This is a genomic window from Treponema sp. Marseille-Q3903, from assembly GCF_014334335.1.
Classification (GTDB): Bacteria; Spirochaetota; Spirochaetia; order Treponematales; family Treponemataceae; genus Treponema_D.
The window spans coordinates 42,694-59,162 of sequence record NZ_JACSEU010000002.1 but is presented as its reverse complement, the minus strand read 5'-3'; the positions used below and the strand labels follow the sequence as shown (position 1 = coordinate 59,162).

The window sequence follows — 16,469 nt, the reverse complement described above, 5'->3', positions numbered from 1 at the left end:
TTTTGGAGTCTTAAATTATGGAAGAGATACTTGAGTTGCTGCGGCAAAATGCCCGCCTTTCTGTTGAAGACATCGCTGCTATGACTAAAAAATCCGGCGAAGAAGTAAAAGCAATTATAAAAAAGCTCGAAGATGATGGAGTAATTCTCAAGTATGCCGCCATTGTAAACCCTGAAAAAGACAGAGTCGCGAAAGATAAAGTTGTTGCAGAAATCCAGATTCAGGTTCAGCCGCAGCGTGAGCATGGTTTTGATGCTATCGCTGACCGTATTTACCGTTTTCCTCAAGTGAAATCTCTTTATCTGATGAGCGGTGGTTATGATTTGAAAGTTTTAATTGCAGGTGACAATCTTAAAGATATTGCGCTCTTTGTTTCCGAAAAACTTTCAACTTTGGAAGGTGTTCGTTCTACAAAAACAAACTTTATCCTAAAAACATACAAGGAAAACGATATCGTTTATGTAGCTGACGAGCGTGACAATCGTGAAGGAGTGCAAGCTTAGTTTACGATTGCTATTTTTAACAGGTAAGATATGAATACACGTGAAGATAAATTTTCCAGCAAGATGATGTCTATTCAGTCTTCTGGAATTCGAAAATTTTTTGAACTTTGTATAGGTCATGATGATATTATTTCTCTCGGTGTCGGTGAACCTGATTTTCCGACTCCTTGGGTTGTCCGTGAAGAAGCGTTTTATCATCTTGAAAAAGGGCATACATCATACACTTCTAACTGGGGATTGATAGAACTACGTGAAGAGATCTGTAAATATTTGACACGTTTCAATCTGTTTTACGATCCAAAAACTGAGATTCTTCCGACTGTAGGTGCAAGTGAGGGGCTTGACCTTGTGCTTCGGGCTATTTTGAACAAAGGTGATGAAATTATAGTTTGCGAACCATGTTATGTTTCTTATCAGCCGCTTGCAACTTTATGTGACGCAAAAGTAATTCACCTTGATACAAGCAAAACAGGTCTTTATCCGACTGCTGAAGCGATTGAAGCTGTCTGCACAGAAAAAACAAAAGCTGTGATGTTTTGTTCTCCAAGCAATCCTACCGGGCGCATAATTCCGGAGCAAGAGTTAAAAAAGATTGCAGAAGTTGTAAAAAAACATCAGATTTGGTGTTTGAGTGATGAAATTTACTGCGAACTTCTGTATGATGGACATAAGCACGTTTCAATCGGGCAATATCCTGGAATGAAAGATTATACAGTAATCTTCAACGGTTTTTCTAAATCTTTTGCGATGACAGGATGGCGTATCGGTTATATTGCAGCCCCTCACGAGCTTCTTGTTCAGTGCTGTAAACTTCACGGTTATAATGCAATTTGTCCGCCAATTTTTAGTCAGTACGGTGCAGCAGAAGGATTGCGCAATGGTTGGAGTGAAGTTGAAAAAATGCGTATAAGTTATCAGCAGCGCCGTAATTTGATGTACGCATCTTTTATTGATATGGGACTTTCGTGTGTAGAGCCGGAAGGGGCATTCTATATGTTCCCGGATATAAGGTCTACCGGAATGACAAGCGAAGAATTTGCGACTGAGCTGATTCAAAAATACAATGTCGCTGTTGTTCCCGGAAGTGTATTTGGAAAAGCCGGTGAAGGTTTTATCCGCTGTTGCTATGCAACCGGTATCAATAAAATTAAAATTGCCCTTGAACGAATTAGTGAAATGGTAAGAGATAAAAAGAAGTAAAAAAAAGTTTTATAGTTTTATTAAAAGGACTTTTAAAAGATGATTATTTCAATTTTAATCGCATTTATCGTTTTTGCAGCTCTAGTTTCGCTTATTATTATTGTACGTGGTTTCATAGGAAAGAAAAATAAAACTTATAGAAGCTCTTCGGATAGAATCAGAAAAAGAGGTTCTTCTCATGTTATCAGGGAAGCTGAAAAAAAACTTTCTCGTGACCCTCACAACATAAATGCTCTCGAGACTCTTGGTGAAGTCTACTACACCGAAAAAAACTGGGAAAAAGCTTGGGCAATTTACAAGACGCTTCATGATATTGCGCCTTCGCACGTTGAAATCGATATTGTAAAATGCACTCTTCGTATGGGAATTGCTGCGTTCAATCTTGAAAAGTACGAAGATGCTGCAAAATCGTTTATGGTTTCTCTAAAAAGAGACCCTGAAAATTTTGAAGCTAATGTTTATCTAGGAAAATCATTCAATAAACTCGAAAATTACGATAAGGCAATTTTTTGTTTTAAAAAAGCGCGTATGGTGAATCCTGAAGATAACGAAGTAAACGCTCTTCTTGGCATAAGCTTTTTTAATTTTCAGAAATATCGTGAAGCGCTTCCATTTTTAAAGCGTGTGATAGATGAAGATCCTAACAATAAAGAAGTCCTTTTTGATTTGGCAGTTTCAATGTCCGAATGCGGAATGGGAGATAAAGCGCTTAAAATTTTTGTTCACCTTCGCCCTGATCCTTTGTATGGTCCTCAGTCGTGCCTAGAAGCGGGAAAAATGCATGAACGCTCAAAAGATTTTGCCAGTGCAATAAAAGATTATGAAATCGGATTGAAACTTCAGTATGTGCCGGAGCAAATCCTTTTTCAGATAAAGTATCGTCTTGCTAGCACTTACATCGCGATGAACGATATTTCAAATGCGCTGATTTATCTCAAACAGATTCAAAATGCAAAATCCGGATATAAAGATGTCGATATTCTTGTTGCTCGTTATTCGGAGTTGAACCAAAATAAAAACCTTCAAACTTATCTTTTATCAGGGACGAGTGACTTTGTTGCGCTGTGCCGTAAAATTATTTTGAGTTACTACAAAGATTCGTTTGTAAAAGTTGAAGATGTTCAGGTTGCTTCTGAATGCGTAGAAATCATCTGTTCTGTTGAAAATTCTAAGTGGGAAGCAAAACAGATGTTCCGTTTTTATCGCAACCAAAATGCGCTCGGTGATATTTATGTTCGAGAATTTCACAGCAAACTCCGCGATGCAAAATGCGATGGAGGTTTTTGTATGACGATGGGCTCTTTTTCGGAATCTGCTCATAAATATACGGAAGGACGTCCTATAGATTTGATAGAAAAAGAAGAACTCGTAAAAATCTTGAAACGCATCAACATGATGGGCTAAATAAATTGATGTGTTGAATGAACATTTGTCTTTTTAAAACCGATGAATTAAACAAGCCTCTTTCTTTGCATGATCAACGCGGCGAACATCTTATCAAGATTTTGCGCAAAAAAGTTGGTGACGCTTTTACTGCGGGAGTTGTCGATGGCAAAGCAGGAATCGCAACAATCACGGAAATAAATGATGATGGAATCACATTTTTTTTTGAGCCGAAATGGGAAGGGAAAAAACTCAATCCTCTGGAAATGATTATAGGGATTCCTCGTCCAATCCAGCTCAAACGTCTTCTTCGCGATATTGCGGCTCTCGGCGTATGCAAAGTTCATTTGACAGGCACGGAACTCGGCGAAAAATCGTATATGAAGTCTGCACTTGTTGAAAAAGGTTCTGCATATAAAATGCTTCTTGATGGAACTGTTCAGGCTGGAAGCACGCATGTTCCGGGATTTGCAATACATCAGACGCTTAAAGAATGCCTTGATTCCATTAGCGATGATTCTATAAAATTTGCGCTCGACAATGTAAATCCTGAATGTAGTCTGTCTCAAGCTATGGTTGATGCAAATATAAGCGCTGCGGAAAAAATATCCGACGGAGAAAACTTAGCTGATGGGAAAAACTTTGCCGCCGAAAAAAAACATGTTATTGCTGCGATTGGCAGTGAACGCGGTTGGACAGATAAAGAGCGCAAACTTCTTGAAGATTATGGTTACACAAAATGCGGAATAGGTGAAAGGATTATGCGGACAGAAACTGCGGCGACTGTAGCCGGTGCGATAATCTTATCTAATTTGAAAATTATCTAATCTGAAATTATCTGAAGTTGAAAACGGAAATATTTTAAAACCTACTTTTACAATTTTGGAAATACAATTAAAATATAGTAAAAATTAGAGTGCTTTTGGGCAGCATTTTAAGACAGCATTTTGGAATTGGAGTTTTTATGGATAACGCAAAAATCAAAGAAATCCTTTTAGATATATCTCCGGCAGACATTGATTTTTCTGTGATTCAGACAGGTAAAGAAAGCAAGAGAGTAAACGGCTTTTATAAACCGGATACACACGAAATCTATATCCATAATTTGAATCTAAAAACCGACAACATGCTCATCTATACTGCTATCCATGAATATACACATCATCTTATTACAATAGAAAAACAGAAGACAGATCCTACTTATGGAAACTCATGCAGAGTTCATACTCAAGAATTTTGGGCAAAGTTCGGAAAGCTTCTTGCAATTGCGGAAAATAAAAGATATTACAAAATCGGTTGGGAAGATAACGCAGAGCTGAAAGAACTCACTGAGGATATTAAAACAAATTACCTTGCAAAAAATGGTGAACTTATGCAGCAGTTCGGAAAAAAACTTGCCCGTGCTTTTGACCTTTGCAAACAGGCAGATATACGCTATGAAGATTACGTTGACCGCGTTTTGTGCTTGCCTCGCAGCACTGCCAAAGATATCCGCAAAGTAAGTGAAATCGACGTAAATCCTGCGATTGGGTTTGACAATATGAAAGTTGTTGCAAACATTCGAAAAAAGGACGAGCGTGCAGAAGTTGAAAAAGAATTTCTCAACGGTGGAAAAAGTCCGTCGTCAGTTCGCGAAATGATGAAACAAAAGTCATCACAACAGAGTGGAAATGACCCTAAAACAAAACTTGAAAAAGAAAAATCTCGTCTTGAAAAAACAATCGCGCAACTCACGCAGCGTCTTGAATATGTGGAGGAAAGCCTTGCAAATCTCTAATCGTGTTCGAAAGTATGCATTTATTTTTGCAGCCGCAGTTTTCGTTTTCAATTTGTTTGCGCAGAAAAATCAAAATTCAGCGACGGAAACTCTGGCTATGCCCGAGATGCCTGACATGCCGGAAATGCCTGATATGCCGACTGTTGGAGGGGCGTTTTATACACCGAGTTTTCCATCACGCACGCAAAACAATACTGCAACATCTTCTGAAAATCAGAGCGCAGGCACTCAAACCTCTCTTTCTTCTCAATCAAAAAAAGGCGAAACTGTAATCACAAACGCAGACTCGAATACTGACATCATTTCTTCACTGATAAAAGACAATCAAACTTTGACTGCAAAAGATATTTCATCGCTTCACGATTCGGGGCTGTTTGACAGTTTAACATCGCTGAATTCTGTCAACAATGCTGGAATTTCAAATTACGCAACTACTTCGTCGACGAATGTTTTGCTTCAGCAGATTTTGAACAGGCTGAACGAATTAAAATCGGTACAAAAAAATGCAGATTCGGTTCAAAAAGAAGCGTTGCAGGATACGCAGACAGATTCTCAAACGTTCAAAAAACGCCAGCCGTCTATTTTGCGTTTTAAAATCAACGGATATAATATTGCCGACTCTTTGTCAGATGTGTTTTTTAGCAAAACAGAACCTGACGGAACTTTTCTTTTGACAGGTGACAGAAAATATTACACAAATCAAAAAACGAGAACAGAGACTTTTTATTTTTTGTTTAAAGCAGTCAGCACAAACGGTTCTTCTGTGACGTATAAAGTTCAGCCGAGCATTGTCCAAGATTCTAAAAATGAAAATTCTTTTGTATACAAACTTGCTGAAACAAAAAATCTTACGGCTGAAAAAACAGGAAACCTTGTCATAATGCATTTTTCAGATAAAACACTTTCTGCGGATCTTCTTTTGAATATCGACAATTGATTTTGCGCATTTTGCACGTGAAAAAAGGGATTTTGTATGGAGAGAAAAGGATTTTGCATTTAAGGGAAAGGCGTTTATGGATTTGAAGATTGGATTGGAAATGTGTAAAATCTCCGGCGAATACATAGAAATAGTTGCTTCAAAAATGGAGTCATATATCAACGAGATTATACTTTTCAATTCCGCATATAATCTTACAAACACAAGTGACCACGATGAACTTGTTGTGCGTCATATTCTCGACTCTATCGCAGGCTTTTCAGAAATTAAAAAAATAGTTGATAAAAAGCTCTCAGGTGGTGCGGGCAACGTTCTCATTGGAGATATCGGTTCAGGAGGCGGATTGCCCGGAGTTCCTTTGGCAGCTGCTTTTCTTCCATACGAAAACGTAAAGATAAATCTTGTTGAGAGAATGAGCAAGCGGTGTGCTTTTTTGGAGAATTGTGCTGCAATCTGCGGATTAAAAAATGTAGAAGTTATATGCTCAGAAGTAGAGAAAATTCCTGCTCAAACTTATGATGTGATAACTTTTCGCGCTTTTCGTCCGCTCGATGAAAAAATGGCAAAGACTTTGCTTCGTATTGTAAAAGACGATGGAGTACTTTGTGCGTATAAAGCAAAGATTGAAAATATAAAAGAAGAGATGAGTTGTATCAAAAATTTGGTCCCGGAATATGAAATAAAAACTTTAAATGTTCCGGGAATGAGCGAATCGGAGAGAAATCTAGTGTTGATTTACAAAAAATAGGAGAAATAATATGGATTTATTCAATAAAAAAGAACGAGCTTCTGCCGAAGTTGTAGTGCAAGATGTTGTAAAAGTAAAAAAAGGTGAAAGAGTCTTGATAATCGCAAACCCTGAGACTTCGGAGATTGCGCAGGATTTATTTACTGCCTGCAGCGAAGCGGGGGCGTTGTCGACATTGATGTATCAGCCTTCGAAGACAAGTTTTGATAACGCAAATCCTGAAGTGCTTGCAGCAATCGCTTCGAATCCTGATGTGTGTTTTTCAATTTCAAATATCAAGCTCGGTAAAGATCCTGCAGGGGCTGCCAATCCTTATAAAACAGAAGACGGTCATGAATATACTCACATTTTTGACTATCTTGTTGACGGAAAAAAGACGATGAGAGGTGCGTGGACTCCGGGTCTTACAACCGAGATGATGAACAGAACTGCGCCGATTGATTATAAAGAATTGCAAGGGCGCTGCTCCAAACTCGGAGAATACTTTGAAGATGTTGTCAGCGTTCATGTGACATCTCCCGGCGGAACAGATTTAATTGTTCCTGTAGACGGCCGCAAACTCATGTTTGACGACGGGGATTTTTCTAAACCTGGTCTTGGCGGAAATATTCCCGCAGGAGAAGTGTTTATAAGCCCTGTAGTCGGAGGCTGTCAAGGGACAATCGTCTATGACGGTTCAATGACTTTCAGCGACGGAGACTCAATCATAGAAACTCCAATCGTGTGCAATGTTGAAAACGGATTTGTCTCTGATATAAAAGGCGGCGCAGAAGCAAAACGGCTTTTGAAGACAATTACAGAAGCGGAAACAAGGGCGCTCGCTTATGAAAAAGATGGGAAACTCCCTGAAGGGCAAGGTGCCGTTTACAAAAAAAATGCGCGCAATATCGGGGAGCTTGGAATAGGCTTAAATCCTTCCGCAAGAATTACAGGCAATATGCTCGAAGACGAAAAAGCGTTCAGAACGTGTCACTTTGCAATCGGCGAAAATTACGACAACGACGCTCCGTCTTTGATTCACCTTGACGGAGTTGTTCGTGAACCGACAATTGTTTTGACTTACAGAGACGGAAAAGAACGCACAATTTTAAATGGCGGTGAGCTTCAGATTGAAGACTAGCTTATTGATTATGGAAAAACCGGTTTACTGAAACAAGAAAGTTATAGGAAGATGTATATGAGATTAAACAGATTTTTTACAATTACAACAATTTTTATTGCATTTACATTTTTTGCAAGCGCAAAAGACTCAAAACAAAATCATGAAATTGAAAAGCTCAACAAAGTTTTAATCAGCATGAGCCGGCGTTGTAAAGACGCAATTCCAAACGGAAAGCCGGAAGAGTTTCTTGCAGATTTAAAAAGAGTGCTCGCAACAGAAACTGATTTTTCATCATCCGATTTGAGCCCTTTCTATCTGATTGATAAAAAACATCTCGTCGGCGGAGATTACGAGCCTAAAAATCTAGTTCACCTTGTAAAAAACGATCTGTTTGACATCAATAAACAAAATTTGAGCCTGCGTCCAGAGGCATACGAGGCTCTAAAAACTCTATCACATGCTGCACTCTCTGATGGAGTTCGACTGATGGTGAGTTCAACATATCGTTCCTATGAATATCAAAAAAATCTTTTCGATTATTGGGTAAAAGTTGACGGTCTTGAAGAAGCTGAAAGAGAAAGCAGCCGCCCCGGTTCAAGTCAGCATCAGCTTGGAATGGTCATAGATTTTGCTCCAGTCGATGACGCATTTTTTTCAACAAAAGCCGGCAAGTGGGTCAATGAAAACGCTTATAAATATGGTTGGAGTTTGAGTTTTCCACAAGGATATGAAGATGTAACAGGATATCGCTGGGAATGCTGGCATTTCCGTTACATCGGTGTTGAGGCATGCAAATTTCAAAAAAAATGGTTTAGCGATGTTCAGCAGTTTATGATTGAGTTTATAGACGCATGGAAAAATTACAAAGACTGATTTATAGGAATATTTAGGATTTTTTTAGGAAATATTTATGGGAAACAAACTTAATGTAAAATTGATTGCTCTCGACTTAGATGATACGCTTTTGGACGACAATAGAGAAATTGACGATGGAAACGTTGAAGTGCTTAGAAAATGTTCAGAAAAAGGCATTTACATTGTGCTTTGTTCGGGGCGAGCAGAAGATGCAATTCTCCCTTTTGTAAGACGAATTGAAATTGCCGGCGAAGAAGGCGGAAGATATATCATCGCAATAAACGGGTGCAGCGTGTACGACATGCACAAACGCCAGCAGATTTTCTGCCGAAAAGTTGAACCGGAAATCTTACAGCGAACAAATGAAATTGCAGAAAGTTTCGGTTTGTTTACAGAAGTCTACACGGCAGACTCAATTTATTACGGTAAAGAGACAAAGTGGACTAAACTCGATGCACAGTTGTGCGGACTTAAAGGCGTTCTAGTGAAAGATTTCAAAAAATTGCTTGAAGAGCCTTTTACAAAAATGCTTGTTCCGGGCGAACCTTCTGTTTTGCTTAAACTTCAGGATGTATTAAAAAAAGAGTTCGGAGAGCGCGCTGTAATTTTTACGAGTAAACCATACTTTCTTGAAATTCTTCCGCCAAACTGCGGCAAAGGAGAGGCTATTCTCTGGCTTGCGAAACACGTCGGAATTGACCCAAAAACTACAATGGCGTTCGGTGACAGCATGAATGATGAAAATATGATTGAAAGATGCGGATACAGCGTTGCAATGTGCAACGGTCTTGATTACATAAAAAGTATTGCTGATTTCGTCACAGATAAGACTAACAATGAATGCGGGGTCGGCGACTTTATTTTAAAAAATGTAAATCTAGATTAATTTTTACATGGATATTTTTTTTGATTAGTACAAAATTTAAATATCTGTTAGAATGTGTGCGTTATGGAAAATATCGATATCGAAGAATTTGATTATATAATTATAGGAGCTGGGGCAGCAGGACTTGCTTCTGCACAATACGCTGCACGTGGCGGTCTTAAAACTGTAATCCTTGAAGGAATGGCAGAAGGCGGTCAGATAATGCAGATTACAGAACTCGAGAATTATCCTGGTGTTTTTCCGGTCGTAAACGGAATTGATTTTATAAAAAAAATGAGAGAGCAGGCTGTATCTTTTGGAGCAGAAATTCAGACAGCTCAAGTTCTCTCAATCGACAAAATTGAAAATAAGTTTGTAATAAAAACGAAAAATAAAACTTTCACAGCTCCGTTTTTGTGCATTGCGACAGGAGCCGTCCATAGAAACTTAGAAGTTCCGGGTGAAAAAGAACTTACAGGGCGCGGAGTGTCTTATTGTGCAGTCTGCGATGGACCTTTTTTCCGAAACAAAAAAATTGTCGTGATTGGTGGCGGAGATTCCGCATGCAGCGAAGCGACGTATCTTTCTTCAATTTCAGGTGATGTTTCTATAATCCACCGTCGCGATTCATTCAGAGCGCAAAAATCAGTCATAGATAAAATGCTTGCGGCCGGCGTAAAACCTATCTACGACACAGTTGTAGAATCGATAAACGGAAGCAATAAAGTTGAGTCGGTTACGCTTAAAAACGTAAAAACAGGAGAAACTTCGGAATTTCAAACAGACGCCGTGTTTATATTTACAGGGATGATTCCTCAAACAGAACTTGTTGGAATGCTCCCAAAAGATGATACCGGTTATTTAATCACCGATGAAAATATGGAAACTTCAATGCCAGGATTGTTTGCGGCAGGAGACGTCAGGAGTAAACCATTCCGTCAGATTGTAACAGCGGTTGCCGACGGTGCAATTGCGGCTCTTACAGTTGCGTCGCGAGTTGAGAACTAAAAGATGTACATAAAAAAAATAACAGCATCGCTCGTTGCGTTAGTGATTTTTGCAGTCGTGGTGAATTTTGATATTTGTGCTCAATCTTCAGAACATGTAGATTTTTGGTCTGATATTCCGAATGAAAAACTTGCAGCGACACTCATAGACGAAATGACAGACTCAGAACTGCTTTCACAGACTTTTATGTTCGGTTGGGCAGGAGCGGAACCTTCGGAGCTGCTGTATCAGTGGGTTGCACGCGGGCTTGGAAGTGTGAAAGTTTTTGGCTGGAACACTGACGATATCAAACTTGTCGCAAAATCAATCACTGGTTTACAAAAAAAATCAGCTGAAGGGCGTTTTAAAATTCCTCTTTTTGTTGCAACAGATCAAGAAGGCGGTTGGATTCGCCACGTAAAAGGCGATACTTCTATCACTCCCGGTAATATGGCAATCGGTGCAAGCGGATACCCTTCAGATTCGTGGTACAGTGCGTATTACATCAGCAAGGAGCTCAAGGCACTCGGAATCAATATGAATTTTGCTCCCACTGTAGACCTCTTTACAAATCACAATTCTACGATTATCGGGACGCGTTCATTCGGTGAAGATCCTGACAAAACAGGCATTCTCGGAGCCGCATTTGTTGCAGGTTCGGAAGCTGCCGGCGTTATTCCAACTGCAAAACACTTTCCCGGTCACGGCGACACTGAGTTGGATTCGCACGGAAAACTTCCTGTAATCGATATAAGTTTTGACACATTTAAAACTCGCGAAATTATCCCATATACTTATCTTATCAAGGAAAAAGTCCCTGCAATTATGTCCGGTCACTTGAGTTACCCAAATATTGATAATTCCGGGGCTCCTGCTTCTCTATCAAAATATTTTCTTACTGATTTGCTCCGCGATCAGCTTGGTTATCAAGGGCTTATCATCACTGATGATATGATGATGGTCGGCGCTACAGTCTATGCTGGTACAATGTCAAATGCATTTAAAATTGCGCTCGAGGCCGGAAACGATATTGTTTTGAGCTCTACAACTGCACGCCTGAATGAAGCATTGTGGATTAAAAATCTTGAGCTTATGACAACTGATGAAAAGTTCCGTCAGCGTGTAAAAGACGCCGCCTACCGAGTTATTAAAACAAAACTTGAATATTTTAAAAGCGAAAACAGCGCTCCACTTTTCCCCGACTCAAAAGATGTTGATAAATATATCCCGGACAGAGATGGTGAAAAGTTTTTTATAGAGCAGGCTTGCCGTTCAATTACAGTCGAAAAACAAGGGAGTTTGCCAATCACAAGAGACACTGCCGGCAAGATTCTTTTGATGGGGTCTCTTCATGAATTTTTTAAAGCCGCAAAAGAGCGTTTCCCGGATGCCGGAGAATTTTCTTTTACTTATGAAACGGGTCCAAATGAAACTCAGTGGGTTTTAGACAATATTGGAAAAGTTGAAAGTGGGTTTGATACAATTGTAATCTGCGTCTCAAATGAAAATCATGTAAAAATTGCAAACTATTTTAAGAATTCTCGCAAAAAAGTGATAATCCTTTCGACTATGTCGCCAACACTTACAGCAGACTTGCAGTGGGCAGACTCGATTTTGTTAGGCTACAGCTGGAGATGCGGCTACACGATGGAAGCTCTTATGGCAGTTGTAAACGGCGAATATGTCCCAAAAGGTGTCCGCCCATATAAAGATTAGCTGTTACCAGTCACACAGTCACTAAAAGACGGGATTTCCCTCAATTTGTTGTATTTTGAGTCGTAATCGTGCGAATTCGGTCTTATCCCTAAAATCCTTTCATTTTCCGCCTGCAATTGAAACTTTATCATCTGTTTAAAAGCGTTCATCATCGGTTCAGGTTCTACATCTTTATCTACGAGAGACTGAGATTGCATCTCTTTGATAAGGTAATAGCAGCTTTCAACAGTCGATATGTATTCAGGGCGCGGCTCGTGCTTAAAAGTAAAAATTGAACGGTATTCTCCTTCGAATGAAAATTTCGGCAAATCAAAAAGGAATTTATTGCGTTCAATAAGTTTTCGGGCACAAAACCATGTTGAATCGAGGATTATCACAAGGAGTTTTTTCCCGTTTAAAATCTGTGAAAGACCTTCCTTTTTTGCAGTCCATGCATCTTTTGCGGGATAGAGCATGACAGGAAAATACTGAGGGTCGTGTAAAAGAGTCTTTAACCGCTGATTGTTTTCAAAATCAATTCCAACAAGAATTTCAGAATCTTTTAGAGAAATGTGAGCGATATTACCTGTTCCCGTTCTCTGCCTTTTTGCTTCTTTTGTGTGCATGAGCAATACGAATTTAATTCCGCAGTCGATTTCTTTTGTGTATTTGCACAAACATGCAGAAAGTGGTTTATAGCATCTGTAACAGCGTTCGCTCATAAGGTAAAGTATCATAAATTTTTACAATAATCCAGAAAGCGTGAAAGAGATGTCGAAAAAAAAATGGTATAAAAACAAGCTTTACAATAAGAATATCTTGATATGTAGTTGTTCATTTTATAGCTTTGCGAGACATAATCAACTATTTTCGCAATTTAATTTTTTTTATAAAAAATATTGACAGAAAATTTATGGAGTGATATATTCAAAAAAAAGTTAGTTATGACTAACAAAAAAAATATGATTCTTATAAAATAAGATTATAAAAGGAGAAATATATTTTATGAAAAAAGGACGGTTATTATTAGCAACTATAGTTTTTGGTGCTATTTGTCTAAGTGCATGTAGCAAATCACAGCATGAAGCAAGTAAGGAAGATTCAACAGTGCCTGCACGTCTTATTAACAAAGAAGAGGTACGCATTGCAATACCTGCGGCTAAATTTGAAGGCGGGTTTGATCCTTGCCGTGGTTGGGGAACTTTCGGTGGAGATCCGATTTTTCAGTCTACATTGACGCGAGTGGATGTAAATAATAACCTTGGTTTCGACCTTGCCACGGAGTATAAAGTTTCAGAAGACAAAAAAACATGGCAATTCACAATTCGAGATGATGTAATGTGTCATGACGGGCAAAAACTCACAGCGAAAGACGTAGCGTTTACTTATAACAAAGCAAAAGAGTTAGGTTTGGCTATGGATTTTTCTTTTCTTGAGAAATCTGAAGCAACTGATGAAACACACGTACAGTTTGAGTTAAATACGCCAAATTCTGCATTTTTATATTATACATCGGTTTTAGGCATTGTCCCGGAACATGCTTATGGAAAAGACTATGCCGAAAAACCTATTGGAAGTGGTCCCTATAAATTTATTTTTGAAGATAACGGCAGTCAATTGATTATGGAGAAAAATGAACAATACTATAAGCCTTTTGACGGATTTAAAAGAGTAGTTTTGCTTTCAATGAAAAAAGATCAGGCTTTTGCTGCTGTGCAAGCGGGAGAAGTTGATGTCGCAAACATAGAGAATAATCTTGCTAATGAAAGTATTCAGGGATATCACTTGAAACGACTTCCTTCTTTTGACTTTAGAAATATCAGTATGCCTCAAGTAAAACCTCGAGCTCTTGAGGATGGAAGAGAAGTGGGAAATGAAATTACGTCGGAATTAACAATTCGAAAAGCTATTGCGGTAGGTATCAGCCGCAAAGAGATTATAAAGAATGCCCTTTACGGTTATGGAGAAGTTGCTTTTGATATGTTTGACAGGCTTCCGTGGGGGATTAAAGATGATTTCAAAGACTTCAAAGACGGGGATGTTGAAAAAGCGATAAAGATTCTTGAAGATGACGGATGGGTATTAAACGGCGATGTTCGGGAAAAAAATGGAAAAAAAGCAGAGTTTACTTTGATGTATCCTACAGGAAACCTTCATCAATTGATTGCAAATGCTTTTGCGGAAGAAGTTAAAAAATTAGGAATTCATGTTACTCCTGAAGGATTAAGTTGGACAGACATTGCACCTCGCATTAGAAAAGATCCATGTGTTTTTGAAGGCGGATTCTATAACCCTGACAGAATTCAGGGAGCTTATCAGAGTAAATATGCTTTTAGCAATTCATGGGATAACGTGAGCGCATATCAAAATTCAGTAGTCGATGAGCATATTGAGGAGGCTTTAAAGGAAAAAGATCCTGTTAAATCAATAGAAGAATGGAAGAAAGCCCTTTGGGATGGGCAGACAGGAGGAAGCATCCTTGGAGATTGTGGATATATTACAATCTGTTATTTGGAACATCTTTATTTTATACGTGACGGTGTAGATATCGGCAATCAACGAGTACATCCTCATGATCACGGGATTCCTATTACTGCAAATATTGACGAATGGACTTATAAAAAATGAGATATTCATATTCCGGGAAGATACTGACACGGTTTATTTCACTTATATTGGCTGTCTTATTGTTGACTTTTGGACTTATGGAAGCTTCTCCAATGGATCCGGTCGAAACCTATATAGGGAGTATCAAGCGTATCAGTACGGAACAAAGGCAAATGATTCGTGAACGTTGGGGTGTTGATAAGCCGCTCCCAACAAAAATCTCAAATTGGGCAAAAAATGCAATTAAGGGAGATCTCGGATATTCAGTTACATTCGAAAAAGATGTTTCTGATGTTATACGGCAGGCATTTTCGAATTCTTTGCTTTTGATTTTAACTGCTTGGATTTTGAGCTTTGTATTTGGGGTGCTTTTGGGTGTGCGGGCGGCGATCCGCCAAAATCGATTGACAGACCGTGTAATCAAGACTATAGCATATCTTTTTAGCTCCATCCCTGCATTTTGGTTTGGAATATTGCTTTTGCTTACATTCAGTGTAAAGTTGAAATGGTTTCCGATTGGGTATGCTTCTCCGATCGGAAAGTCGGAGAATATCTTATTTTTCGAAAAGTTATACCACATGTTCCTTCCTGCATTAACTTTAAGCATAATGGAAATTTCTACTATTTGTATTTATACACGAGAAAAGCTGATTGAAATATTGGACAGCGATTATGCTCTTTATGAATATGCTCGAGGAAAATCCGTTATGGAAGTTGTAAAAGAACATGGAGTCAGAAATATCCTTTTACCTGTTGTGACTTTACAATTCGGTTCGATCAATGAAATTATAGGCGGTACTCTTTTAATTGAATCGGTTTTTAGCTATAACGGAATTGGTCGAATTACGATTCAGGCCGGGTTACGGGGAGATCTTCCTCTCATTCTTGCAATTACAATAGTCACTGCAACTATTGTATTTATCGGTAATTTAATTGCCAATATACTTTATCCCCTTATTGACCCGCGTATTAGGGAAGGGGTGGCAAATTGAAAAATTCACGTATTCGCACATTATTTATGATATGCAGTGCGATAATATTACTGTCGGTAATATATATATGGGGCTCAGCTTTACCGAAAGAATTATATGATGTCAATTTTAAAATGCGCGATACAGCTCCGTCGTGGAGTCATATTTTTGGATGTGATTGGATGGGACGAGATATGTTTTATCGCACATTAAACGGAATGACAATCTCTATCCGTATAGGACTATTTGCCTCCATCATTTCTTGTATCATTGCAATTGTATTAGGGATTGCTGCGGCGACATTAGGAGAGAAAGTCGATCAGTTTATTTTGTGGTTGATTGATCTTTTCCAAGGAATGCCACACATGATTTTCTTGATTTTTATTTCAATTTTATTGGGAAAAGGAGTACGAGGTATCCTTATTGGTGTAGCGTTGATACACTGGCCTCGATTAGCACGGGTTGTTCGGGCAGAGATCCTTTCTATAAAGAAACGACCTTACATTTTAATCAGCGAGAAATTAGGAAAAGGAAAGCTGTATATTGCCGTCCATCATATTTTCCGGCATATTATTCCACAATTTATTATTGAGTTGATTTTGATGTTTCCTCATGCCATTTTACATGAATCGTCAATAACTTTCTTGGGATTCGGAATCCCTCCCGACCGCCCTGCCGTCGGTGTTATCCTTTCGGAATCCATGAGATACCTTACTCAGGGGAGTTGGTGGCTTTCAGTGTTTCCCGGGATTATGCTTCTGGGTATAGTCCTTTTGTTCGATACCATAGGGAATAATCTTTCAAAGCTTATTCAGGCAAAAAGTGCACAACTTTAAAAA

At 38.8% G+C, this 16,469-nt stretch carries 16 protein-coding genes; 15 read left to right on the top strand and 1 reads right to left on the bottom strand.

The genetic code is table 11. The features are described 5' to 3' along the window. Window positions 1–17: 17 nt before the first annotated feature. From H9I37_RS10310 to H9I37_RS10255, 12 genes are all read left to right on the top strand, one after another. The gene (locus H9I37_RS10310) at window positions 18–503 is read left to right on the top strand and encodes an Lrp/AsnC family transcriptional regulator (protein WP_187382638.1); all 486 of its coding nucleotides are present in this window, start codon (window positions 18–20) and stop codon (window positions 501–503) included. 30 nt (window positions 504–533) lie between these two features. Then, on the top strand, window positions 534–1,703 hold the full coding sequence (locus H9I37_RS10305; protein WP_187382637.1) for a pyridoxal phosphate-dependent aminotransferase: 1,170 nt from the start codon (window positions 534–536) through the stop codon (window positions 1,701–1,703). Window positions 1,704–1,742: 39 nt separating this feature from the next. Next, window positions 1,743–3,107, top strand: coding sequence for a tetratricopeptide repeat protein (locus tag H9I37_RS10300; RefSeq protein ID WP_187382636.1), 1,365 nt, complete (start codon window positions 1,743–1,745; stop codon window positions 3,105–3,107). A gap of 17 nt (window positions 3,108–3,124) precedes the next feature. Next, window positions 3,125–3,913 (top strand): RsmE family RNA methyltransferase, encoded by a 789-nt coding sequence (locus H9I37_RS10295; protein ID WP_187382635.1) that lies wholly within the window; start codon window positions 3,125–3,127, stop codon window positions 3,911–3,913. A gap of 137 nt (window positions 3,914–4,050) precedes the next feature. After that, entirely contained in the window at window positions 4,051–4,863 is an 813-nt protein-coding gene (locus H9I37_RS10290) for a hypothetical protein (RefSeq protein WP_187382634.1), read from the top strand. After that, window positions 4,850–5,800: a hypothetical protein gene (locus H9I37_RS10285; protein WP_187382633.1), complete on the top strand. Its 951-nt coding sequence runs from the start codon at window positions 4,850–4,852 to the stop codon at window positions 5,798–5,800. The genes H9I37_RS10290 and H9I37_RS10285 overlap by 14 nt, the downstream gene beginning before the upstream one ends. Window positions 5,801–5,876: 76 nt before the next feature. Continuing rightward, a complete protein-coding gene (rsmG, locus tag H9I37_RS10280) occupies window positions 5,877–6,548 on the top strand; it encodes a 16S rRNA (guanine(527)-N(7))-methyltransferase RsmG (RefSeq protein WP_187382632.1) in 672 nt (223 codons plus the stop codon). A 10-nt stretch (window positions 6,549–6,558) separates the two neighbouring features. Beyond that, window positions 6,559–7,668: an aminopeptidase gene (locus H9I37_RS10275; RefSeq protein ID WP_187382631.1), complete on the top strand. Its 1,110-nt coding sequence runs from the start codon at window positions 6,559–6,561 to the stop codon at window positions 7,666–7,668. A gap of 57 nt (window positions 7,669–7,725) precedes the next feature. Continuing rightward, window positions 7,726–8,523 carry a M15 family metallopeptidase gene (locus H9I37_RS10270; RefSeq protein WP_187382630.1) on the top strand — a complete coding sequence of 266 codons (798 nt, stop codon included), beginning with the start codon at window positions 7,726–7,728 and terminating at the stop codon, window positions 8,521–8,523. Window positions 8,524–8,560: 37 nt separating this feature from the next. Continuing rightward, the gene (locus tag H9I37_RS10265; protein ID WP_187382629.1) at window positions 8,561–9,391 is read left to right on the top strand and encodes a Cof-type HAD-IIB family hydrolase; all 831 of its coding nucleotides are present in this window, start codon (window positions 8,561–8,563) and stop codon (window positions 9,389–9,391) included. Window positions 9,392–9,454: 63 nt separating this feature from the next. Further along, entirely contained in the window at window positions 9,455–10,378 is a 924-nt protein-coding gene (gene trxB, locus H9I37_RS10260) for a thioredoxin-disulfide reductase (RefSeq protein ID WP_187382628.1), read from the top strand. Window positions 10,379–10,381: 3 nt separating this feature from the next. Then, window positions 10,382–12,073 carry a glycoside hydrolase family 3 protein gene (locus H9I37_RS10255; RefSeq protein ID WP_187382627.1) on the top strand — a complete coding sequence of 564 codons (1,692 nt, stop codon included), beginning with the start codon at window positions 10,382–10,384 and terminating at the stop codon, window positions 12,071–12,073. Here H9I37_RS10255 and H9I37_RS10250 read toward each other — a convergent pair. Further along, on the bottom strand, window positions 12,070–12,774 hold the full coding sequence (locus H9I37_RS10250) for a tRNA-uridine aminocarboxypropyltransferase (protein ID WP_187382626.1): 705 nt from the start codon (window positions 12,772–12,774) through the stop codon (window positions 12,070–12,072). The genes H9I37_RS10255 and H9I37_RS10250 overlap by 4 nt on opposite strands. Before the next feature lie 283 nt (window positions 12,775–13,057). Here H9I37_RS10250 and H9I37_RS10245 point away from each other — a divergent pair, with 283 nt between their 5' ends. The 3 genes from H9I37_RS10245 (at window position 13,058) to H9I37_RS10235 (ending at window position 16,466) form a co-directional block, all read left to right on the top strand. After that, window positions 13,058–14,680 carry an ABC transporter substrate-binding protein gene (locus H9I37_RS10245; protein WP_187382625.1) on the top strand — a complete coding sequence of 541 codons (1,623 nt, stop codon included), beginning with the start codon at window positions 13,058–13,060 and terminating at the stop codon, window positions 14,678–14,680. Between the two features lie 152 nt (window positions 14,681–14,832). Beyond that, window positions 14,833–15,651: an ABC transporter permease gene (locus H9I37_RS10240; RefSeq protein ID WP_255422572.1), complete on the top strand. Its 819-nt coding sequence runs from the start codon at window positions 14,833–14,835 to the stop codon at window positions 15,649–15,651. Further along, window positions 15,648–16,466 carry an ABC transporter permease gene (locus H9I37_RS10235; protein WP_187382624.1) on the top strand — a complete coding sequence of 273 codons (819 nt, stop codon included), beginning with the start codon at window positions 15,648–15,650 and terminating at the stop codon, window positions 16,464–16,466. Before H9I37_RS10240 ends, H9I37_RS10235 begins: the two co-directional genes overlap by 4 nt. The last annotated feature ends 3 nt before the right edge of the window (window positions 16,467–16,469 follow it).

Coding starts and splice junctions, on each gene's coding strand:
- H9I37_RS10305 (WP_187382637.1), top strand. CDS start 534: ATGAATACACGTGAAGATAAATTTTCCAGCAAGATGATGTCTATTCAG.
- H9I37_RS10255 (WP_187382627.1), top strand. CDS start 10,382: ATGTACATAAAAAAAATAACAGCATCGCTCGTTGCGTTAGTGATTTTT.
- H9I37_RS10300 (WP_187382636.1), top strand. CDS start 1,743: ATGATTATTTCAATTTTAATCGCATTTATCGTTTTTGCAGCTCTAGTT.
- trxB (WP_187382628.1), top strand. CDS start 9,455: ATGGAAAATATCGATATCGAAGAATTTGATTATATAATTATAGGAGCT.
- H9I37_RS10270 (WP_187382630.1), top strand. CDS start 7,726: ATGAGATTAAACAGATTTTTTACAATTACAACAATTTTTATTGCATTT.
- H9I37_RS10240 (WP_255422572.1), top strand. CDS start 14,833: ATGATTCGTGAACGTTGGGGTGTTGATAAGCCGCTCCCAACAAAAATC.
- H9I37_RS10250 (WP_187382626.1), bottom strand. CDS start 12,774: ATGAGCGAACGCTGTTACAGATGCTATAAACCACTTTCTGCATGTTTG.
- H9I37_RS10295 (WP_187382635.1), top strand. CDS start 3,125: ATGAACATTTGTCTTTTTAAAACCGATGAATTAAACAAGCCTCTTTCT.
- H9I37_RS10310 (WP_187382638.1), top strand. CDS start 18: ATGGAAGAGATACTTGAGTTGCTGCGGCAAAATGCCCGCCTTTCTGTT.
- H9I37_RS10290 (WP_187382634.1), top strand. CDS start 4,051: ATGGATAACGCAAAAATCAAAGAAATCCTTTTAGATATATCTCCGGCA.
- H9I37_RS10245 (WP_187382625.1), top strand. CDS start 13,058: ATGAAAAAAGGACGGTTATTATTAGCAACTATAGTTTTTGGTGCTATT.
- rsmG (WP_187382632.1), top strand. CDS start 5,877: ATGGATTTGAAGATTGGATTGGAAATGTGTAAAATCTCCGGCGAATAC.
- H9I37_RS10275 (WP_187382631.1), top strand. CDS start 6,559: ATGGATTTATTCAATAAAAAAGAACGAGCTTCTGCCGAAGTTGTAGTG.
- H9I37_RS10265 (WP_187382629.1), top strand. CDS start 8,561: ATGGGAAACAAACTTAATGTAAAATTGATTGCTCTCGACTTAGATGAT.